Raw genomic sequence first — 15,652 nt, 5'->3', positions numbered from 1 at the left:
CGCATCATCACTAATTGCGATGGTCAGAGTTTGTTGACAACACTACGTGACATCCATATTATCTAATTTATGTGCGATTAACAACCTAATGTTCGTTAATCGCACATGAAAATAAAACTACAACGGGAGACAGTAATGAAAAAAACTATCAGCTGCGCATTCGCGCTTCTGGGCGGGATGAGCGCATCTGTAGCAATGGCGCAAAGCACCGTGACGATTTATGGCCTTGTCGATACAGGACTGGTCTACACAACAAACGCCAACGCTGCCGGCCAATCGGCCGTTAAGATGCCAACGCTAACGGGATCATTTCCGTCGCGTCTGGGCTTTCGCGGGACTGAGGATTTGGGCGGCGGTTTGCAAGCCATCTTCACTCTGGAGGCCGGATTGGCGGTGAACAATGGCAGTATGGGACAGGGTAATCGACTGTTTGGTCGCCAGGCTTTGGTAGGGCTGAAAAATGAATATGGAACTGTATCGCTGGGTCGCCAGATCAACATGACCTATATCGCCACATTGAAATCAGATGTACTTGGACCTAACCTATTCTCGATCGGAAGTATCGATAGCTACCTTCCAAATGCGCGTAGTGACAATTCCATTAGCTACTGGGGTAACTTCAACGACTTCGTAGTAGGTGCTACATACAGTACTGGTCGCGACGCTTCGGGCGCTGGCGGCCCTGCAGCTACCAACTGTCCAGGGCAAGTGGCTGGCAACAGTAAGGCCTGCCGCCAGATCACAGCCTTGGTCGGCTACGAGGGCAAAGCCTATGGCCTTAATGCATCCTACGATATCTTGTACGGCAACACTGGCGCAGCAGCCGGTTTGACTAGCAGTGATGACAGCGACCGACGCGTTACCGTCAATGGCTATGTGATGGTGGGCGCGGGCAAAATAGGCGGCGGCGTGATTGATCGCTCTACACACGCTGTGACCGGCCAGAAGGATTCCGATCTGTATTACCTGGGCGTGAGTTATCCGGTAGCGCCGGCAACCACCCTTGACGTTCAGGTGTCGCACCTCGACGTTAAGGATCAGGATGCCAACGCTACACTATTCGTGGCACGTTTGACGTACAACCTGTCGAAACGTACGGCAATCTACGGTGCATATGGTCGCATGGATAATTCTGGCACGTCAGCATTGGCGCTGGATGCAGGCGGAACAATCGGTGGGCCAGGCAGAACGCAGAATGGCGTGATGAGCGGATTGCGCCACTCGTTCTAAAGATAATGGTATGCCGGCATCTGCCGGTATTTTTTGATGACAGCATCCGCTTCTCGTATGCGGGGATGCTGTCATTTTTTTGACTTGCCGGAATGTCGTTACAGTTTGGCTTGCCGTCAAGGCAGCAGAACGGACAACTCTTGAGCGCCGCGCAACAGCACGGGCAGGAATTCTTGCTCCAATTGATCGACGCTAACGCGCGCTGCCTGAACACCGACGTTCAACGCCGCCACGACGGTTCCCGTTGCTCCGCGTACCGGCACCGCGATAGAGCGCAGTCCAAGTTCCAGTTCTTCATTATTGATAGCGTAGCCAGCCTGACGTACGTCAGCCAGGATCGTTCGCAGTCGCTTGACATTGACTACCGTGTTTTTAGTCATCGGTTTCAGTTTTGTGCGGGCCAGGTACTCGTCAAGTTGGTCTTGCGGCAGGTATGCCAGCATGACACGTCCAAGTGAGGTGCAGTAGGCGGGCAAACGGCTGCCGGTATTCAGTGCAAGCGACATGATGCGTGAGGTGGCGGCGCGGGCAATGTACAGCACTTCACTATCGTCCAGCACAGCAAGTGAGCTCGATTCATTCAGCGTGCGACTGATATTGTTTAGATAAGGCTGAGCCGACACCGTCAGCGGCGTCGACGATAAATAAGAGTAGCCGAGAGTGAGCACTTTTGGCCGTAGCGAGAAATTATTCAGCTCCGCATCCACATAACCCAGCTCCCGTAATGTATGTAGGCAGCGCCGCACGGCTGCGCGCGGGATGCCGGTTTTCTGGCTGATGTTGGCGATGGTTTGTGGTTTGCGCGAATCGCTGAAGGCTTGCACCACGGCGAGGCCGCGTGCCAGCGACGTCATGAAGCTGGGGTCGGCCAGTGCGTCGATCTGTTCGGCGATGGTTGGCTCGAACCCCTCCGCTGTCTCGGCGACAGTCTTGTCTTTGGTGTTGGTGGTCTTGGGCATAGGGTGATTTTAATGCAAGAGCTGGGCTTGAAAGATGTTTTTTTTCTTGACCAGAGCAGTCTTTGCTGGATACACTATTTGTGCGGTAATCAATCATTAGTTCGATTATCGCACAATATTGCATACTTTGCCAAGGTATGCCGACAGCATACGACAGCAAGTCAGAGGCCGTATGCATTACAGAGACGGAATATGATCGACAAAACATTTGAATCAATCAGTCACGCTGTGGCGGATATTCATGACGGTGCGACCGTCATGATCGGTGGTTTTGGTAACGCCGGCATGCCAGCGGCGCTGATTGATGCACTGATTGAGCAAGGCGCACGCGAGCTCACCATCGTCAACAACAACGCTGGCAACGGCGACACCGGGCTGGCCGCATTGCTAGCGGCGGGGCGGGTGCGCAAGATAATCTGCTCCTTTCCACGTCAGGCCGATTCCCACCACTTCGACGCCTTGTACCGGGCCGGCAAGATTGAGCTGGAACTGACCCCGCAGGGCAACCTGGCCGAACGCATACGCGCCGCAGGTGCCGGCATCGGCGGTTTCTTTACGCCGACCGGCTTTGGCACGTTGCTGGCCGCCGGCAAGGAGACGCGCGAGATCAATGGTCGAATGTACGTACTGGAATCGCCGATTTACGCCGACTTTGCGCTGATCAAGGCATTGCACGGTGATCGCTGGGGAAACCTCGTGTATCGTAAAACCGCGCGCAATTTCGGTCCCATCATGGCGATGGCAGCCAAAGTTGCCATCGCCCAAGTGCAGAAAGTGGTGGCGCTGGGTGAGCTCGATCCGGAGGCGATTATCACTCCAGGTATTTTCGTCCAACGTGTTGTACAGGAGGCCGTATGACAAATCGTTACACCCGCGAACAGATAGCTGCCCGTGTGGCACAGGATATTCCTGAAGGAGCCTACGTCAATCTGGGTATCGGCTTGCCGACCAAGGTTGCCAATTACCTGCCGACCGAGCGCGAAGTATTTCTTCACAGTGAGAACGGCTTGCTCGGCATGGGGCCGGCGCCGGTACCGGGCGAGGAAGATGAAGACCTGATCAACGCCGGCAAGCAGCCGGTAACGTTATTGGTCGGTGGTGCCTATTTTCACCACAGCGATTCGTTCGCGATGATGCGTGGTGGGCATCTGGATATCTGCGTATTAGGTGCCTTCCAGGTGGCTGCGAACGGCGATCTGGCTAACTGGCACACCGGAGCGCCGGATGCCATTCCGGCAGTTGGCGGTGCGATGGATCTGGCAATTGGTGCCAAGCAGGTGTTTGTGATGATGGATCACCAGACCAAGACCGGCGAAAGCAAGATCGTCGAAACGTGCAGTTATCCGCTGACGGGTGTGGCATGTGTCAATCGCATCTATACCGATATGGCCGTCCTGGAGGTTACGCAGGCCGGACTGTCGGTGCTGGAAATGGCGCCTGGACTGACCTTTGAAGAATTACAGGCTGCGACCGCCGTCGTTTTGCTGCCGCAGGCGAAATAAGTGAGGACATTATGAAACAAGTAACAGAAGCTTTTATCTGCGATGCAATCCGTACACCTATCGGCCGTTACGGCGGATCGTTGAAGGATATGCGCGCCGACGATCTTGGCGCCGTGCCGCTGCGTGAGTTGATGCGTCGAAATGCCAGCGTTGACTGGAAAGAAGTCGACGATGTGATCTACGGCTGTGCCAATCAGGCCGGCGAAGACAATCGCAATGTGGCGCGTATGTCGGCGCTGCTGGCTGGTTTGCCGCAGGAAGTTCCTGGCTCTACCATCAATCGTCTGTGCGGTTCTGGCATGGACGCGGTTGGTACGGCGGCGCGGGCAATTCAGTCCGGCGACGCCAGCCTGATGATTGCTGGCGGCGTGGAATCAATGACGCGTGCACCTTTCGTCATGGGCAAAGCAGAGACGGCGTTTTCGCGCAACGCCGCCATTTACGACACTACCATCGGCTGGCGCTTTCCAAACAAAGTAATGAAAGAGTTGTACGGCGTCGATGCAATGCCGGAGACGGCTGAAAATGTGGCAGATGACTACAAGATCAGCCGTGTAGACCAGGATAAGTTTGCCTTGGCTAGCCAACAAAAGACAGCCAACGCCCAGCGCGACGGTCTGTTCAATGACGAGATCGTGCCGGTGTCGTTGGCGCAGAAGAAGGGAGATCCCATCCTCTTCACACAGGATGAGCATCCGCGCGAAACCAGCGTCGAAGTGCTTGCCAGATTGAAAGGCGTGGTACGCGCTGATGGCAGTGTCACTGCTGGCAATGCTTCGGGTGTCAACGACGGCGCATGTGCGTTGTTAATCGCCAGCGCCGAAGCCGCGGCACGTCATGGTCTGACGCCCCGCGCGCGTATCGTCGGCATGGCGACGGCCGGCGTGGCACCACGCGTGATGGGAATCGGCCCGGCACCGGCTACACAGAAGCTGATGCGTCAATTGGGCATGACGCTGGAGCAGATGGACATCATCGAACTGAATGAAGCTTTTGCCTCGCAGGGATTAGCTGTACTACGTGAGCTGGGCCTGCGTGACGATGACCCGCGCGTCAATCCTCTTGGCGGCGCGATTGCACTGGGCCATCCACTGGGAATGAGTGGCGCGAGACTGGTAACAACGGCGATGTATCAATTAATTCGTACTGGTGGCCGTTATGCACTATGTACCATGTGCATAGGGGTAGGACAGGGCATTGCCATCGTCATTGAACGGGTATGAGGGCGCAACATTGAATACTGGAGGAGACACCATGAATAACAAAATAAATAAAAAAATAAATACGCAAATAAATAAGCAAATAAGCAGCAATAAAGTCCGCGGAACATCGCGTTCGCGCGGGAGGCAGTCATGCTAAGCAATTTGGTCGGTGTGCTATTTGACGGCATCGCTTACGGCAGCCTTCTCTTCCTCATCAGTGTCGGCTTGTCGGTAACGATGGGCATGATGAACTTCATTAATCTGGCACACGGTGCCTTCGCCATGCTGGGTGGTTATGTCAGCGTGACGGTGCTGTCACGCTTTGGCGTGCCGTTTCTGCCTTCGCTGCTGCTGTCCTTTTTGGCGTCGGCGGCGGTCGGACTGGTGCTGGAGCGTCTGTTATATCGACGTCTATATAATGCCAGTCATCTGGATCAGGTATTGTTTTCCATCGGCCTGACATTCATGGCGGTCGCCGGTGCCACATGGCTGTATGGGCCGACACAGCAGCCGGTGACGTTGCCGGATTGGCTGCGCGGTCAGGTTTCGCTGTTCGGGCTGGATGTGGGAGCCTATCGTTTGTTCCTGATCGGCGTGGTGGTATTGATTACTGTGGCACTGGGATTACTGATTGAACGCACGCGTTTTGGCGCGCAGATCCGTGCTGCAGTCGATAACCCAACCGCATCCGCCGGCTTGGGTATCAATGTCAGTCTGGTGTTCAGTCTGACCTTCGCGCTGGGTTCCGGCCTGGCGGGTTTGGGCGGCGGTCTGGGCATTGACGTGTTGGGGCTAGACCCGACATTCCCGATCAAGTACATGGTTTACTTTCTATTAGTGGTCGCGGTGGGCGGCGCTGGCACGATCAAAGGGCCGCTGGTGGCGGCGCTGATCCTTGGTGTGTTCGACGTTGCCGGAAAATACTATGTGCCGGAAGTGGGTGCCTTCGTCATCTATGGCTTGATGGTGTTGCTGCTGATCCTGTTCCCTGCCGGTTTGATGCGGAGGAAAGCATGAGCGCTATCACCAAAACTGCCGACAAGGCGGTGACTATACCTGTGCCAACGAACATGAATAAATCCGATATGAGATCTGCATTACATTTGCCGAATGACCGCTGGAAGCCGCTGGAGATAGCCTTCTGGCTGCTACCGGTGGTGTCTTATTTCCTTTTCCCGGATTACCTGGTGTTGATCAGCCAGATTATGATCGTCGGCTTGTTCGCACTGTCGCTGGATCTGATTTTGGGTTACGCCGGCATAGTCTCGTTGGGTCATGCGGCATTCTTCGGTTTAGGTGCTTACACCGCCGGTTTGCTGTCGGTCCATGGCTGGAACGAGCCGTTGAGCGGACTGCTGGCTGGCGCCATAGTGGCCGGTCTGTTTGGATTGATTACCTCTTTCCTCGTGGTACGCGGCCAGGATCTGACCCGCTTGATGGTTACGCTGGGCATAGGCTTGATGCTGTTTGAGGCGGCCAATAAAGCTGCCTTCATCACGGGTGGTGTCGATGGATTGTCCGGCATGACCGGCGGCAAGCTGCTCGGTCTGTTCGAGTTTGACCTAAATGGAAAGGTCGCTTATTGCTATAGCCTGGCGATACTGTTTATCTTGTTCGTGGTGATGCGTAGACTGGTCAAGTCGCCGTTCGGCCTGAGTCTGATCGGTATTCGCGAGGGTGGGAAGCGCATGCCTGCGCTTGGCGCGGGCGTCAACCGTCGTCTGGTGACGGTGTTCACCATCTCCGCCGCCATTGCTGGCGTGGCCGGCGCATTACTGGCGCAGACCACACAGTTTGTCGGCCTCGACATGTTGGGCTTCCCGCGCTCGGCTGAACTGCTGATCATTTTGGTTCTGGGTGGAACCGGACGCTTGTATGGTGCGCTGATCGGCGCTGCGGTCTTCATGCTGGCGCAAGACTATATCTCCGGCCTGAACCCGGCCTACTGGCAGTTTTATATAGGACTGTTGTTGATCCTGATCGTGCTGTTTGCACGCGGCGGTATTCTGGGTGGACTTGATCTGATTGTCCAGCGCATTAAAACATCTTTCCGCAAGGAGCAAATATGACGCAGCAAAATATTGCCCTGCGTACCGAAGGGCTGTCCAAAAGTTGGGGAGCGTTTGCCGCTAATAGCGATGTGAGTCTGACCTTCGCAAAGGGTGCGCGCCACGCGCTGATCGGTCCTAACGGAGCGGGCAAGACCACTTTCATCAACCTGCTGACGGGTGGCTTCTTGCCCAGTAGTGGAAAAGTCTATTTGGGCGATCAAGACATCACACAGCTGCCGCAGCACAAGCGCGTGCAGCGCGGCATGACACGGACCTTTCAGATTAATACCTTGTTTGCCGGTATGACGGTGCTGGAGTCTGTGGTTTTGGCGATCTGCGAGCGGCGCGGCCTGCACTCGGTCTGGTACAAGACCGTCGAAAAGCATACCGACGTTGTCGACGAAGCGATGGCTTTGCTGACTACACTCAAGTTGTCGGCAGAGGCAAACAGCATTACGCGCAGCCTCGCTTACGGTAAGCAGCGGTTGGTCGAGATCGCACTGGCGCTGGCGACCAAGCCAAGCATATTGTTGCTTGACGAGCCGGCAGCGGGCATTCCGCAAGCCGAGAGCAAAGAGCTGTTTGAAGTGATCGCCCAATTGCCGCGCGATGTTACCGTGGTCTTCATTGAACACGACATGGGATTAGTGTTTCGCTTCGCCGACCGTATCACGGTACTGGTGGGCGGCAAGGTGCTGACCGAGGGTACGCCGGCAGAAATTGCGGCAGACCCGCGTGTTAAGGAAGTCTATCTGGGGGAGGCAGAACATGCGTGAGTTGTTGGCGCTCGATAAAGTCACCGCCGGTTACGGCGAGTCTATCGTGCTGGAAGATGTGTCTTTCAAAATGAATGAGGGCGATAGCCTTGCTCTGCTAGGGCGCAATGGTGTCGGTAAAACCAGCTTGCTGGTGACGTTGATGGGATTGACGCATTTGCATAGCGGCAGTATCCGATGGGGTGGGAAAGAGATTGCGCGTGTCCCGACCTACAAGCGTTCGCGCTCTGGCTTGGGCTGGGTTCCGCAGGAACGTCATATGTTCCCGTCGCTGACAGTGGAAGAACATCTGACAGTGGTGGCGCGTTCAGGCGCTGGTTCCGGTCCTTGGAATCTGCAGAAAATCTACCAGATATTCCCGCGATTGCTGGAACGTCGCAGCAACTTCGGCAATCAGTTGTCCGGTGGTGAGCAACAGATGGTGGCGATTGCCCGCGCATTAATGACTAATCCTCGTATCCTGTTGCTGGATGAGCCGATGGAGGGTTTGGCACCGATCATTGTGCAGGAACTGGTGCGCGTAATTCGCAGGCTGGTGCAGGACGAAGGTATGTCAGTGATCGTAGTCGAGCAGCACGCGCGTCTTGCGCTGTCGTTGACTCAGCGCGCCATCGTACTTGATCGGGGCCGCATCGTTCACGACTCCGATAGCGCGAGTTTGCTGGCAGATGGCGATAAGCTGGATCGCCTGGTGGCAGTCGCCTGAGCTATGTATTTAGTCGCCGCCCGCTACTGCTTGCGGTGCGCGACTTTGTTCGTTGTTGGTATTGACCAGCTTGCTGAGTAGCTCCATGAATTGCAGCTGCTCCGGACCGCTCAACGGTGCCAGAATACGGCGCCGCAAACGTTGTGATCCAGGGATAAGGCTGTCTAGCAGTTCCTCGCCAGCCGATGTAATGGTCAGCGCACGCTGGCGTCGATTGTGCGGAATTACCTTGCGCTCCAAAAGATATTTTTCCTCCAGGCGCGCGCATACCGTGGCGCCTGTGGATGTATCTATACCGGTGAGGGCCGCAAGCGAGACCTGGTCAGTACCAGGGTGATCCGCAAGGTTGCGCAGCATGGCGTATTGCACTGGCGTCAGCTCGTTACCCATCTCGTCATAGAAGATAGACACCGAAATCTGCTGTGCACGGCGTAGCAAATGCCCCGGGTGTTCGTACAGGTTTATCAGTTTGCTTTCTGTTTCTGGCATGGCGGTTTCTCTGGTTGTGCAGCGCAATATCGAAAGTTGATGGCGGCGGTTTACTTCGTCGCTTAATGGATTATACTTTACAACATTCAGCACACTGAATATAAGATTAGAAAACCGAACAAGGAGACAAAAATGTTCCCAAAAAATACCTGGTACGTCGCATGTACGCCGAGCGAAATTGAAGACGGCCCGTTAGGACGCCAGATTTGCGGTGAGAAGATCGTGTTCTATCGCGGCGTCGAAGGCAAAGTCGCCGCCGTCGAGGACTTTTGCCCGCATCGCGGTGCGCCACTGTCACTCGGTTCCGTCCAAGACGGAGAGTTGGTCTGCGGCTATCACGGTCTGCATATGGGTTGCGATGGCAAGGTCGTCAGCATGCCGGGTCAGCGCGTGCGCGGTTTTCCGTGCATACGCAGTTACCCGGTGGAAGAGCGCTACGGTTTCATCTGGGTCTGGACCGGCGACAAAGAGCTGGCTGATCCGGCACTGATCCACCATCTGGAATGGGCAGACAATCCCGAGTGGGCCTATGGTGGCGGCTTGTATCACATCAACTGCGAATACCGTTTGATGATCGACAACTTGATGGATCTGACGCACGAAACCTATGTGCACGCATCCAGCATAGGTCAGAAAGAAATCGACGAGGCGCCCGTCAATACCACGGTCGAAGGCGAGCAGGTCGTCACCAGCCGCTACATGGAAAATATCATGGCGCCGCCATTCTGGCGTGCGGCCTTGCGCGGCAATGGACTGGCTGACGATGTGCCGGTGGACCGTTGGCAGATTTGCCGTTTTAGTCCGCCCAGCCATGTGATGATTGAGGTTGGTGTGGCGCATGCGGGCAAGGGCGGCTATGATGCCGATCCACGCTACAAGGCATCCAGTATCGTCGTGGACTTCATCACGCCGGAAACTGAAACGTCGCACTGGTATTTCTGGGGCATGGCACGCAACTTTAAACCTGAAGACAAGGAACTGACGGCAACCATACGAGAAGGTCAGGGCAAGATATTCAGCGAAGACCGTGAGATGCTGGAACTGCAGCAAGCCAATATGCTGCGCTATCCAGAGCGCAAGCTGCTGATGTTGAATATTGATGCCGGTGGCGTGCAGTCGCGTCGCGTGCTGGATCAGTGGCTGCAGAAGGAGCAGCAGGCATGAGCGAGGCGACATTGCAAGTGAAGGTGGCGCGCAAGGTCGATGAGGCCGATGACATTTGCAGCTACGAACTGGTCAGCGCAGACGACACACCGTTGCCGCCCTTCAGTGCCGGTTCGCACATCGATGTGCATCTGCGTCCAGGTCTGGTGCGACAGTATTCACTGTGCAATTCGCCGCAAGAGCAGCATCGCTATCTGATCTGTGTACTGCGCGATGCCGCTTCACGCGGCGGCTCGCAGGCGATGCACGATGATATTCTCGCCGGCATGACGCTGCAGATCAGCGTGCCGAAAAATCACTTTCCGTTAGTGGAGGCTGAACGTAGCCTGCTGCTGGCAGGTGGCATCGGCGTGACGCCTATCCTTTGCATGGCCGAGGCACTGTCCGCGCAGGGCGCTGCGTTTGAAATGCACTACTGCGGACGTTCGCCGGAGCGCACCGCTTTCCTTGATCGCATCGCGCGCGCACCTTACTCTGAGCAGGTGCATACGCACTACGACAACGGTGATGCGGCTCAGAAGTTTGATTTGCCGGCGTTGCTGACTGGCTTGAATCGAAAGACCCATATTTACCTGTGTGGTCCCGCCGGTTTTATTGACCACGTGCTGGCTACGGCCAAGGCGCACGATTGGCCGAAAGATCAGATCCACCTGGAGTACTTCGGCGCTGCCGCCGCACCAGATACCGCCAACGACCAGGCATTCGAGGTCAAGTTGGCTTCCAGCGGCAAGGTGTACACCATCCCGGCTGACTGCTCGGTGCTGCAGGTGCTCACTGATGCTGGTGTGTTCATTCCGGCCTCCTGCGAACAAGGTGTGTGCGGCACTTGTCTGACACGGGTTCTGGATGGGGTGCCGGATCACCGCGATTTATATATGGATGAAGCGGAGCAGGCCGCCAACGATCAATTCACACCATGCTGTTCGCGCGCCAAGAGCACAACGCTGCTGCTGGATCTATAGGGTTCTACAACAGACCAGTTATCACGGTATCTGGTCATTTATAAAAACGAGAGGGAGACAACATGACAGAGAAAATCAATCACCAGCGTCGAACTATTCTGCTAGGTGCCGCCGCACTGTCGGCGGGAGCGCTACCAATGATCGCCAGCGCCGCCGAGCCCGTAAAGGTCGGCTTGATTGTGCCAATGTCCGGCCCGTTCGCATCGACCGGACGCCAGATCGAGGCCGCGGTAAAGTTGTACATGCAGCGCAACGGTTCTACTGTGGCGGGACGCCCAATCGAGATCATCCTCAAGGACGATGGCGGAGTGGCACCGGATGTCACCAAGCGTTTGGCGCAGGAACTGGTTGCGCGCGATAAGGTGCAGGTGTTGGCTGGTTTCGGCTTGACGCCGCTGGCTTTTGCCGCCGCGCCGGTCGCCACACAAGCCAAGGTACCGATGATAGTGATGGCCGCCGCTACATCGGTGATCCCACAGCGCTCGCCATACATCGTACGTACCGGTTTCACGCTGGCACAGGTAACGGCGCCGATGGCGCAGTGGGCAGCGAAGAACAAGATCAAAAGTGTAGTCACATTCGTCAGCGACTACGGTCCTGGTCTGGATGCGGAGAAGGTATTCGTCAAGGGCTTCACCGAAGGCGGTGGCAAGGTGATCGACAGTCTGCGTGTACCGCTGCGCAATCCAGACTACGCGCCGTTCCTGGCACGCGTCAAGGATGCCAAGCCGGATGCGCTATTTGTTTTCGTGCCGTCGGGCGAGGGCGCTGCGGTGCTCAAGCAGTTCACCGAACGTGGGCTGGCTGCAGCCGGGATACGCCTGATTTGTACCGGAGACGTGCTGGATGATGACCTGATGGATAGCATCGGCTCAGCCGCCACTGGCGTGGTCAGTAGCCATCATTACTCGGCGGCGCATCCATCGCCAGAGAACAAGGCCTACGTTGAGGCATTCAGCAAGGCGAACAAAGGTATGCGTCCGAACTTCCATTCGGTCGGGGCCTACGATGGCATGCAATTGCTGTATCAGGCGCTGAAGCAAACCAACGGTGACAGCAACGGCGACAAATTGCTTGCCGCGATGAAAGGCATGGCGTGGACTAGCGTACGTGGTCCGATCAGCATTGATGCCACTACGCGCGACATCGTGCAGACGGTGTATATCCGCAAGGTAGAAGCAAATGGCGGTTCGTACTACAACATGGAGTTCGATAAGGTCGATAAGGTGCGCGATCCGGGCGTTTAAGCTTGAATGCTGCGGCACTTGATTGAAGACGCCGCAGCAGTTGTTTACAGATTCTCGATAAAGGCACGCACCACTTGGTTGAAGGCTTGCGGCTGTTCGATGCAGCTCAGGTGCGAAGCGTCTTTCAATATCTGCAATTGCGCACCGGATATACCGTCTGCCAGCGTTTGCGCCATCGCAACTGGCGTACCCTGATCCAACTCGCCAGCAATTACCAGTGTCGGAATAGCAATTCCACCTAGCCGCGCAGTCGTATTGACGTTACCGACTGCATGACAACAGCCGACGTAGCCAACGGCATCGGTATTGACTACACGGTTGCGGAAGCGTGCAACCGTAAGCGGATGGCTAGCACGGAATTCTTCCGTGAAGTAACGTCCCATTACCGCATCGCCGATAACCTCGACACCTTGCTCTTGTACAGTAGCGATGCGTTGCTGCCACATAGCCTGCGCGGCGTCTGTATAGGAGGACGTGGTATTGGCCAGCACCAGCGCACTTACCAACGTCGGATGACGCAGAGCTAGTTCCTGGCCGACCATACCACCCATCGACAAACCTATCCATACCACCGGGCCGGTATCAAGTTCGCGCAACAGGGCGGCTGCATCATCGGCCAACGACGCCATGTCGTACATGCCAGCAGGTGCTTCTGAGCTACCATGGCCGCGATGGTCGTAAGCAATCACGCGGCAATCTTCGGTCAGCAAATTGGCCAGCTCGTCCCACATCGTCAAGTCGCAACCCAGCGCGTGGCTCAACACCACAGTGTGGCGCGGCGCCTTGCCGTTATGGCGTGCGCGCACAGAGTAATGTAATGCTGGCTTACTACTGCAACGGCCTTCGAGGCCGTTGCCGGGATGCGTGACACCTGCTGGTGCCATGGATTCCAGCACGTAGCCGATCTGTGGAGCGATTTCGCGCAGGATCACCAGCGCATGTGTAAACGCGGTATTGGCTGCTGGTACGCCAGCATAAATGGCCGACTGTATTAACACTTCCTTCAGTTCGTCCGGCGTCAGACGGTTTGATGGATCACCCATTAGTGCGGCACGTACGTGCAGATCGAACTCTTCCCAGCGACCTAGTGCGATAGTAATCGACAGGACGATGGCGCGCCGGGTCTTTTGTTCCAGACCGGGTCGCCCCCAGATTTCGTTCCACGCAAAGCGGGTGATCAGGTTTTGGAAATCGGCATTGAAGCTGTTGGCGTTAGATAGCGAACGTTCCACCCAGGCGTCGCCCAGAATATTACGGCGGTTGTTCAGGCCACGCTCGAAGTCGTGGTCGATAGGATCGTAGCTCATGTTGTTCTCATTTATTGATGAAAGGTGTGGGCGAGGTTCAAGGCAGCGATATCGCTGCGCAGACTTTGCAACTGTTGTTGCGCCAGGCGGTGAGCCGGCGCAGTTGCTGCGACGGGATCGAACAATGTCCGCAGATGCATCAGATCTACGTGGTCGCGTAATGCCGGATCGGCTTGCACCGCCTCGGTCAGTACATCGGCCAGATGGCGTTGCGTGGATATCGCGACGTCGGTCATCTTTTCCAGCAATTCATGCGATTTAGGACGGCCGATGACACCTGCCAGATAAGCAGATGTCGCTTCGGCAAATACCAAGCCTTGCAACGCATCGATATTGCGTAGCATGCGCGAGCCGTCAATCTGCAAGCCAAGGAAGGCATCGTTCAACGCCTGCAGTGCACCGTGCGCGCTGAGGAAAAGCCCCGGCCATTCGGCCAATTCGGCTTGCCAGTTTCCCAAACCACGTTCGTGTTGTTGGCCCATGCTGGCGAGCAGGGCAGCGCCATGTTGCGGTGTGCGCGTGGCGGCGGCAAGTGCAATCATGGCCGAGACCGGATTGCGCTTATGCGGCATCGCTGACGAGCCGCCGCGGCCATTGCCAGATGGTTCCGCCAGTTCAGCGACTTCACCCTGTGCCATCAGGCTCAAATCGGTAGCGAGCTTGCCCAGGCTACCGGACAGAACCGCGACTTCCAGACCGAGCCGCACCCATTCGTCGCGTTGGGTGTGCCAGGCCGCATCGGCGACCTTCAAGCCCAAGATAGCGGCCACGCGATTGGCAACTGCCGGACCCTGTTCGCCCATTACGGCCAGGGTGCCGACGGCGCCGCCCAACTGCAATTGCAGCGCGCGAGCAGCACACTCGCGCAGACGCGCACGCGAGCGAACCAGCGGCGCCAGCCAGCCGGTCAGCTTGAAACCGAAACTGGTCACCTGTGCCGGCTGCATCAATGTCCGCGCCAGTACTGGTGTGGCAAGGTGCTGCTCCGCCAGTTGCAACAATCGGCCGGTGAGGTCGAACAGGCCATCGTCCAGCAATTGCAGCGCGTCGCGCGTGGCAAGTACCATCGCGGTGTCGATCACGTCCTGACTGGTGCTGCCCCAGTGGACCTTGGTGGCAGCCTCTGCGTCGTACAGAGCGACGGTCTTGGTAAGTTCTTTCACCAATGGAATCGCCAGACTGCCGGCGCGGCGGCCGGCAGTGATGATGGCGGGGATATCGTAAAGTTGGGCATTGCAGACGGCGGCGATGGCGCGCGCCGCGGTGGGTGGTAACAGGCCCTCGTCAGCCTGTGCCTGCGACAGTGCTTGCTCAAAACGGAACATGGCTTGCACGATCGCCGTATCGTCAAACACAGCGATCATGTCGGTGGTAGTCAGGAAGCTATCGAAGATGGATACACTCACTGCAGCTCCAGTTCATATTGGCAGGACTTTCGCAAAACTACCCGAGCTGCGTTGCTTCTCCTAGCGGTACGTTCGTACTGTCTTCGTCGTCGCGTCTTGCCGGGACAATCTTGCGTAAGCCCTGATTTAGAGTTATTCATAGTCGAAAAATACCGTTTCCTGTTCGCCCTGCATATGGATATTCCAACTGTATTGGCCGTCGGCTGTACGGGTAGCAAGCAGCGTGGGGCGGCGAGCGGCCGACACTTGTTCCAGTATCGCAGATTGCTTCAGTCCGGCATCGTCTTCCAGAAATACAGCGGTGAATTGGTGCTTGACCAAACCGCGTGCGAATACCGTTACGTAGGCCAGCGGTTCGCCCGGGGCTTGTGGAGATACAGACAAGCGCAGGCTGAATTTCCCCTCTTCGTCGCTGGGTATGCGACGGAAGCCAGGAATGGCTTGGCCGGATTCCGCAGCAGCGGCTGCTGGCTGCCAGCTTTCAATCTGAGCATCATTGATAGCGTTGCCGTCACCGTCGTAGATGGTACCGCTGACGATGATGGTGGGCGCAGTGGTTTGCAGAGTGTCGGCGGCGCTCAGTTCGGTCGCCCAGTTCCAGGCTTCGTGCGAAAACGGGCCGATGGTTTGTGAAGTCGTGATTTTGCTCAT

16 protein-coding genes are annotated in these 15,652 nt (G+C 56.4%); 11 read left to right on the top strand and 5 right to left on the bottom strand.

Translation table 11 applies throughout. The features are described 5' to 3' along the window. The first annotated feature begins 135 nt into the window (after nucleotides 1-135). On the top strand, nucleotides 136-1,230 hold the full coding sequence (locus tag GEV47_RS08635) for a porin (RefSeq protein ID WP_153234366.1): 1,095 nt from the start codon (nucleotides 136-138) through the stop codon (nucleotides 1,228-1,230). A 116-nt stretch (nucleotides 1,231-1,346) separates the two neighbouring features. On the opposite strand, the gene GEV47_RS08630 is transcribed toward GEV47_RS08635, so the two are convergent. After that, a complete protein-coding gene (locus tag GEV47_RS08630) occupies nucleotides 1,347-2,189 on the bottom strand; it encodes an IclR family transcriptional regulator domain-containing protein (RefSeq protein WP_153234365.1) in 843 nt (280 codons plus the stop codon). 192 nt (nucleotides 2,190-2,381) lie between these two features. Between GEV47_RS08630 and GEV47_RS08625 the strand changes: the two genes are divergently transcribed. From GEV47_RS08625 to GEV47_RS08595, 7 genes are all read left to right on the top strand, one after another. Further along, entirely contained in the window at nucleotides 2,382-3,047 is a 666-nt protein-coding gene (locus GEV47_RS08625; protein WP_153234727.1) for a 3-oxoacid CoA-transferase subunit A, read from the top strand. After that, a complete protein-coding gene (locus GEV47_RS08620; protein ID WP_153234364.1) occupies nucleotides 3,044-3,691 on the top strand; it encodes a CoA transferase subunit B in 648 nt (215 codons plus the stop codon). Before GEV47_RS08625 ends, GEV47_RS08620 begins: the two co-directional genes overlap by 4 nt. An 11-nt stretch (nucleotides 3,692-3,702) precedes the next feature. Further along, complete coding sequence (pcaF, locus tag GEV47_RS08615) at nucleotides 3,703-4,914, top strand: 3-oxoadipyl-CoA thiolase (RefSeq protein ID WP_153234363.1); 1,212 nt, start codon at nucleotides 3,703-3,705, stop codon at nucleotides 4,912-4,914. A 129-nt stretch (nucleotides 4,915-5,043) separates the two neighbouring features. Continuing rightward, nucleotides 5,044-5,910 carry a branched-chain amino acid ABC transporter permease gene (locus tag GEV47_RS08610; protein WP_153234362.1) on the top strand — a complete coding sequence of 289 codons (867 nt, stop codon included), beginning with the start codon at nucleotides 5,044-5,046 and terminating at the stop codon, nucleotides 5,908-5,910. Between the two features lie 53 nt (nucleotides 5,911-5,963). Continuing rightward, nucleotides 5,964-6,962, top strand: a complete 999-nt coding sequence (locus tag GEV47_RS08605; RefSeq protein ID WP_407646223.1) for a branched-chain amino acid ABC transporter permease — start codon at nucleotides 5,964-5,966, stop codon at nucleotides 6,960-6,962. Beyond that, nucleotides 6,959-7,720, top strand: coding sequence for an ABC transporter ATP-binding protein (locus GEV47_RS08600; RefSeq protein ID WP_153234361.1), 762 nt, complete (start codon nucleotides 6,959-6,961; stop codon nucleotides 7,718-7,720). Before GEV47_RS08605 ends, GEV47_RS08600 begins: the two co-directional genes overlap by 4 nt. Beyond that, nucleotides 7,713-8,426: an ABC transporter ATP-binding protein gene (locus GEV47_RS08595; RefSeq protein ID WP_153234360.1), complete on the top strand. Its 714-nt coding sequence runs from the start codon at nucleotides 7,713-7,715 to the stop codon at nucleotides 8,424-8,426. Before GEV47_RS08600 ends, GEV47_RS08595 begins: the two co-directional genes overlap by 8 nt. A 9-nt stretch (nucleotides 8,427-8,435) precedes the next feature. On the opposite strand, the gene GEV47_RS08590 is transcribed toward GEV47_RS08595, so the two are convergent. Then, a complete protein-coding gene (locus tag GEV47_RS08590; RefSeq protein WP_153234359.1) occupies nucleotides 8,436-8,915 on the bottom strand; it encodes a MarR family winged helix-turn-helix transcriptional regulator in 480 nt (159 codons plus the stop codon). 132 nt (nucleotides 8,916-9,047) lie between these two features. Between GEV47_RS08590 and GEV47_RS08585 the strand changes: the two genes are divergently transcribed. From GEV47_RS08585 to GEV47_RS08575, 3 genes are all read left to right on the top strand, one after another. Further along, nucleotides 9,048-10,079, top strand: coding sequence for an aromatic ring-hydroxylating dioxygenase subunit alpha (locus GEV47_RS08585; RefSeq protein WP_153234358.1), 1,032 nt, complete (start codon nucleotides 9,048-9,050; stop codon nucleotides 10,077-10,079). Continuing rightward, entirely contained in the window at nucleotides 10,076-11,041 is a 966-nt protein-coding gene (locus GEV47_RS08580; RefSeq protein WP_153234357.1) for a PDR/VanB family oxidoreductase, read from the top strand. The genes GEV47_RS08585 and GEV47_RS08580 overlap by 4 nt, the downstream gene beginning before the upstream one ends. A 62-nt stretch (nucleotides 11,042-11,103) precedes the next feature. After that, nucleotides 11,104-12,288, top strand: a complete 1,185-nt coding sequence (locus GEV47_RS08575; RefSeq protein ID WP_153234356.1) for an ABC transporter substrate-binding protein — start codon at nucleotides 11,104-11,106, stop codon at nucleotides 12,286-12,288. A gap of 44 nt (nucleotides 12,289-12,332) precedes the next feature. On the opposite strand, the gene pcaCD is transcribed toward GEV47_RS08575, so the two are convergent. The 3 genes from pcaCD to GEV47_RS08560 form a co-directional block, all read right to left on the bottom strand. After that, nucleotides 12,333-13,595, bottom strand: a complete 1,263-nt coding sequence (gene pcaCD, locus GEV47_RS08570) for a bifunctional 4-carboxymuconolactone decarboxylase/3-oxoadipate enol-lactonase PcaCD (RefSeq protein ID WP_153234355.1) — start codon at nucleotides 13,593-13,595, stop codon at nucleotides 12,333-12,335. Nucleotides 13,596-13,606: 11 nt separating this feature from the next. After that, nucleotides 13,607-15,001, bottom strand: a complete 1,395-nt coding sequence (locus GEV47_RS08565) for a lyase family protein (RefSeq protein ID WP_322741598.1) — start codon at nucleotides 14,999-15,001, stop codon at nucleotides 13,607-13,609. A 132-nt stretch (nucleotides 15,002-15,133) separates the two neighbouring features. Continuing rightward, nucleotides 15,134-15,652: a peptidase associated/transthyretin-like domain-containing protein gene (locus GEV47_RS08560; RefSeq protein ID WP_153234354.1), complete on the bottom strand. Its 519-nt coding sequence runs from the start codon at nucleotides 15,650-15,652 to the stop codon at nucleotides 15,134-15,136.

It is taken from the genome of Glaciimonas soli, assembly GCF_009497155.1.
In the GTDB taxonomy this organism is placed as follows: domain Bacteria; phylum Pseudomonadota; class Gammaproteobacteria; order Burkholderiales; family Burkholderiaceae_D; genus Glaciimonas; species Glaciimonas soli.
This window is presented reverse-complemented; position numbering and strand designations above follow the sequence as displayed.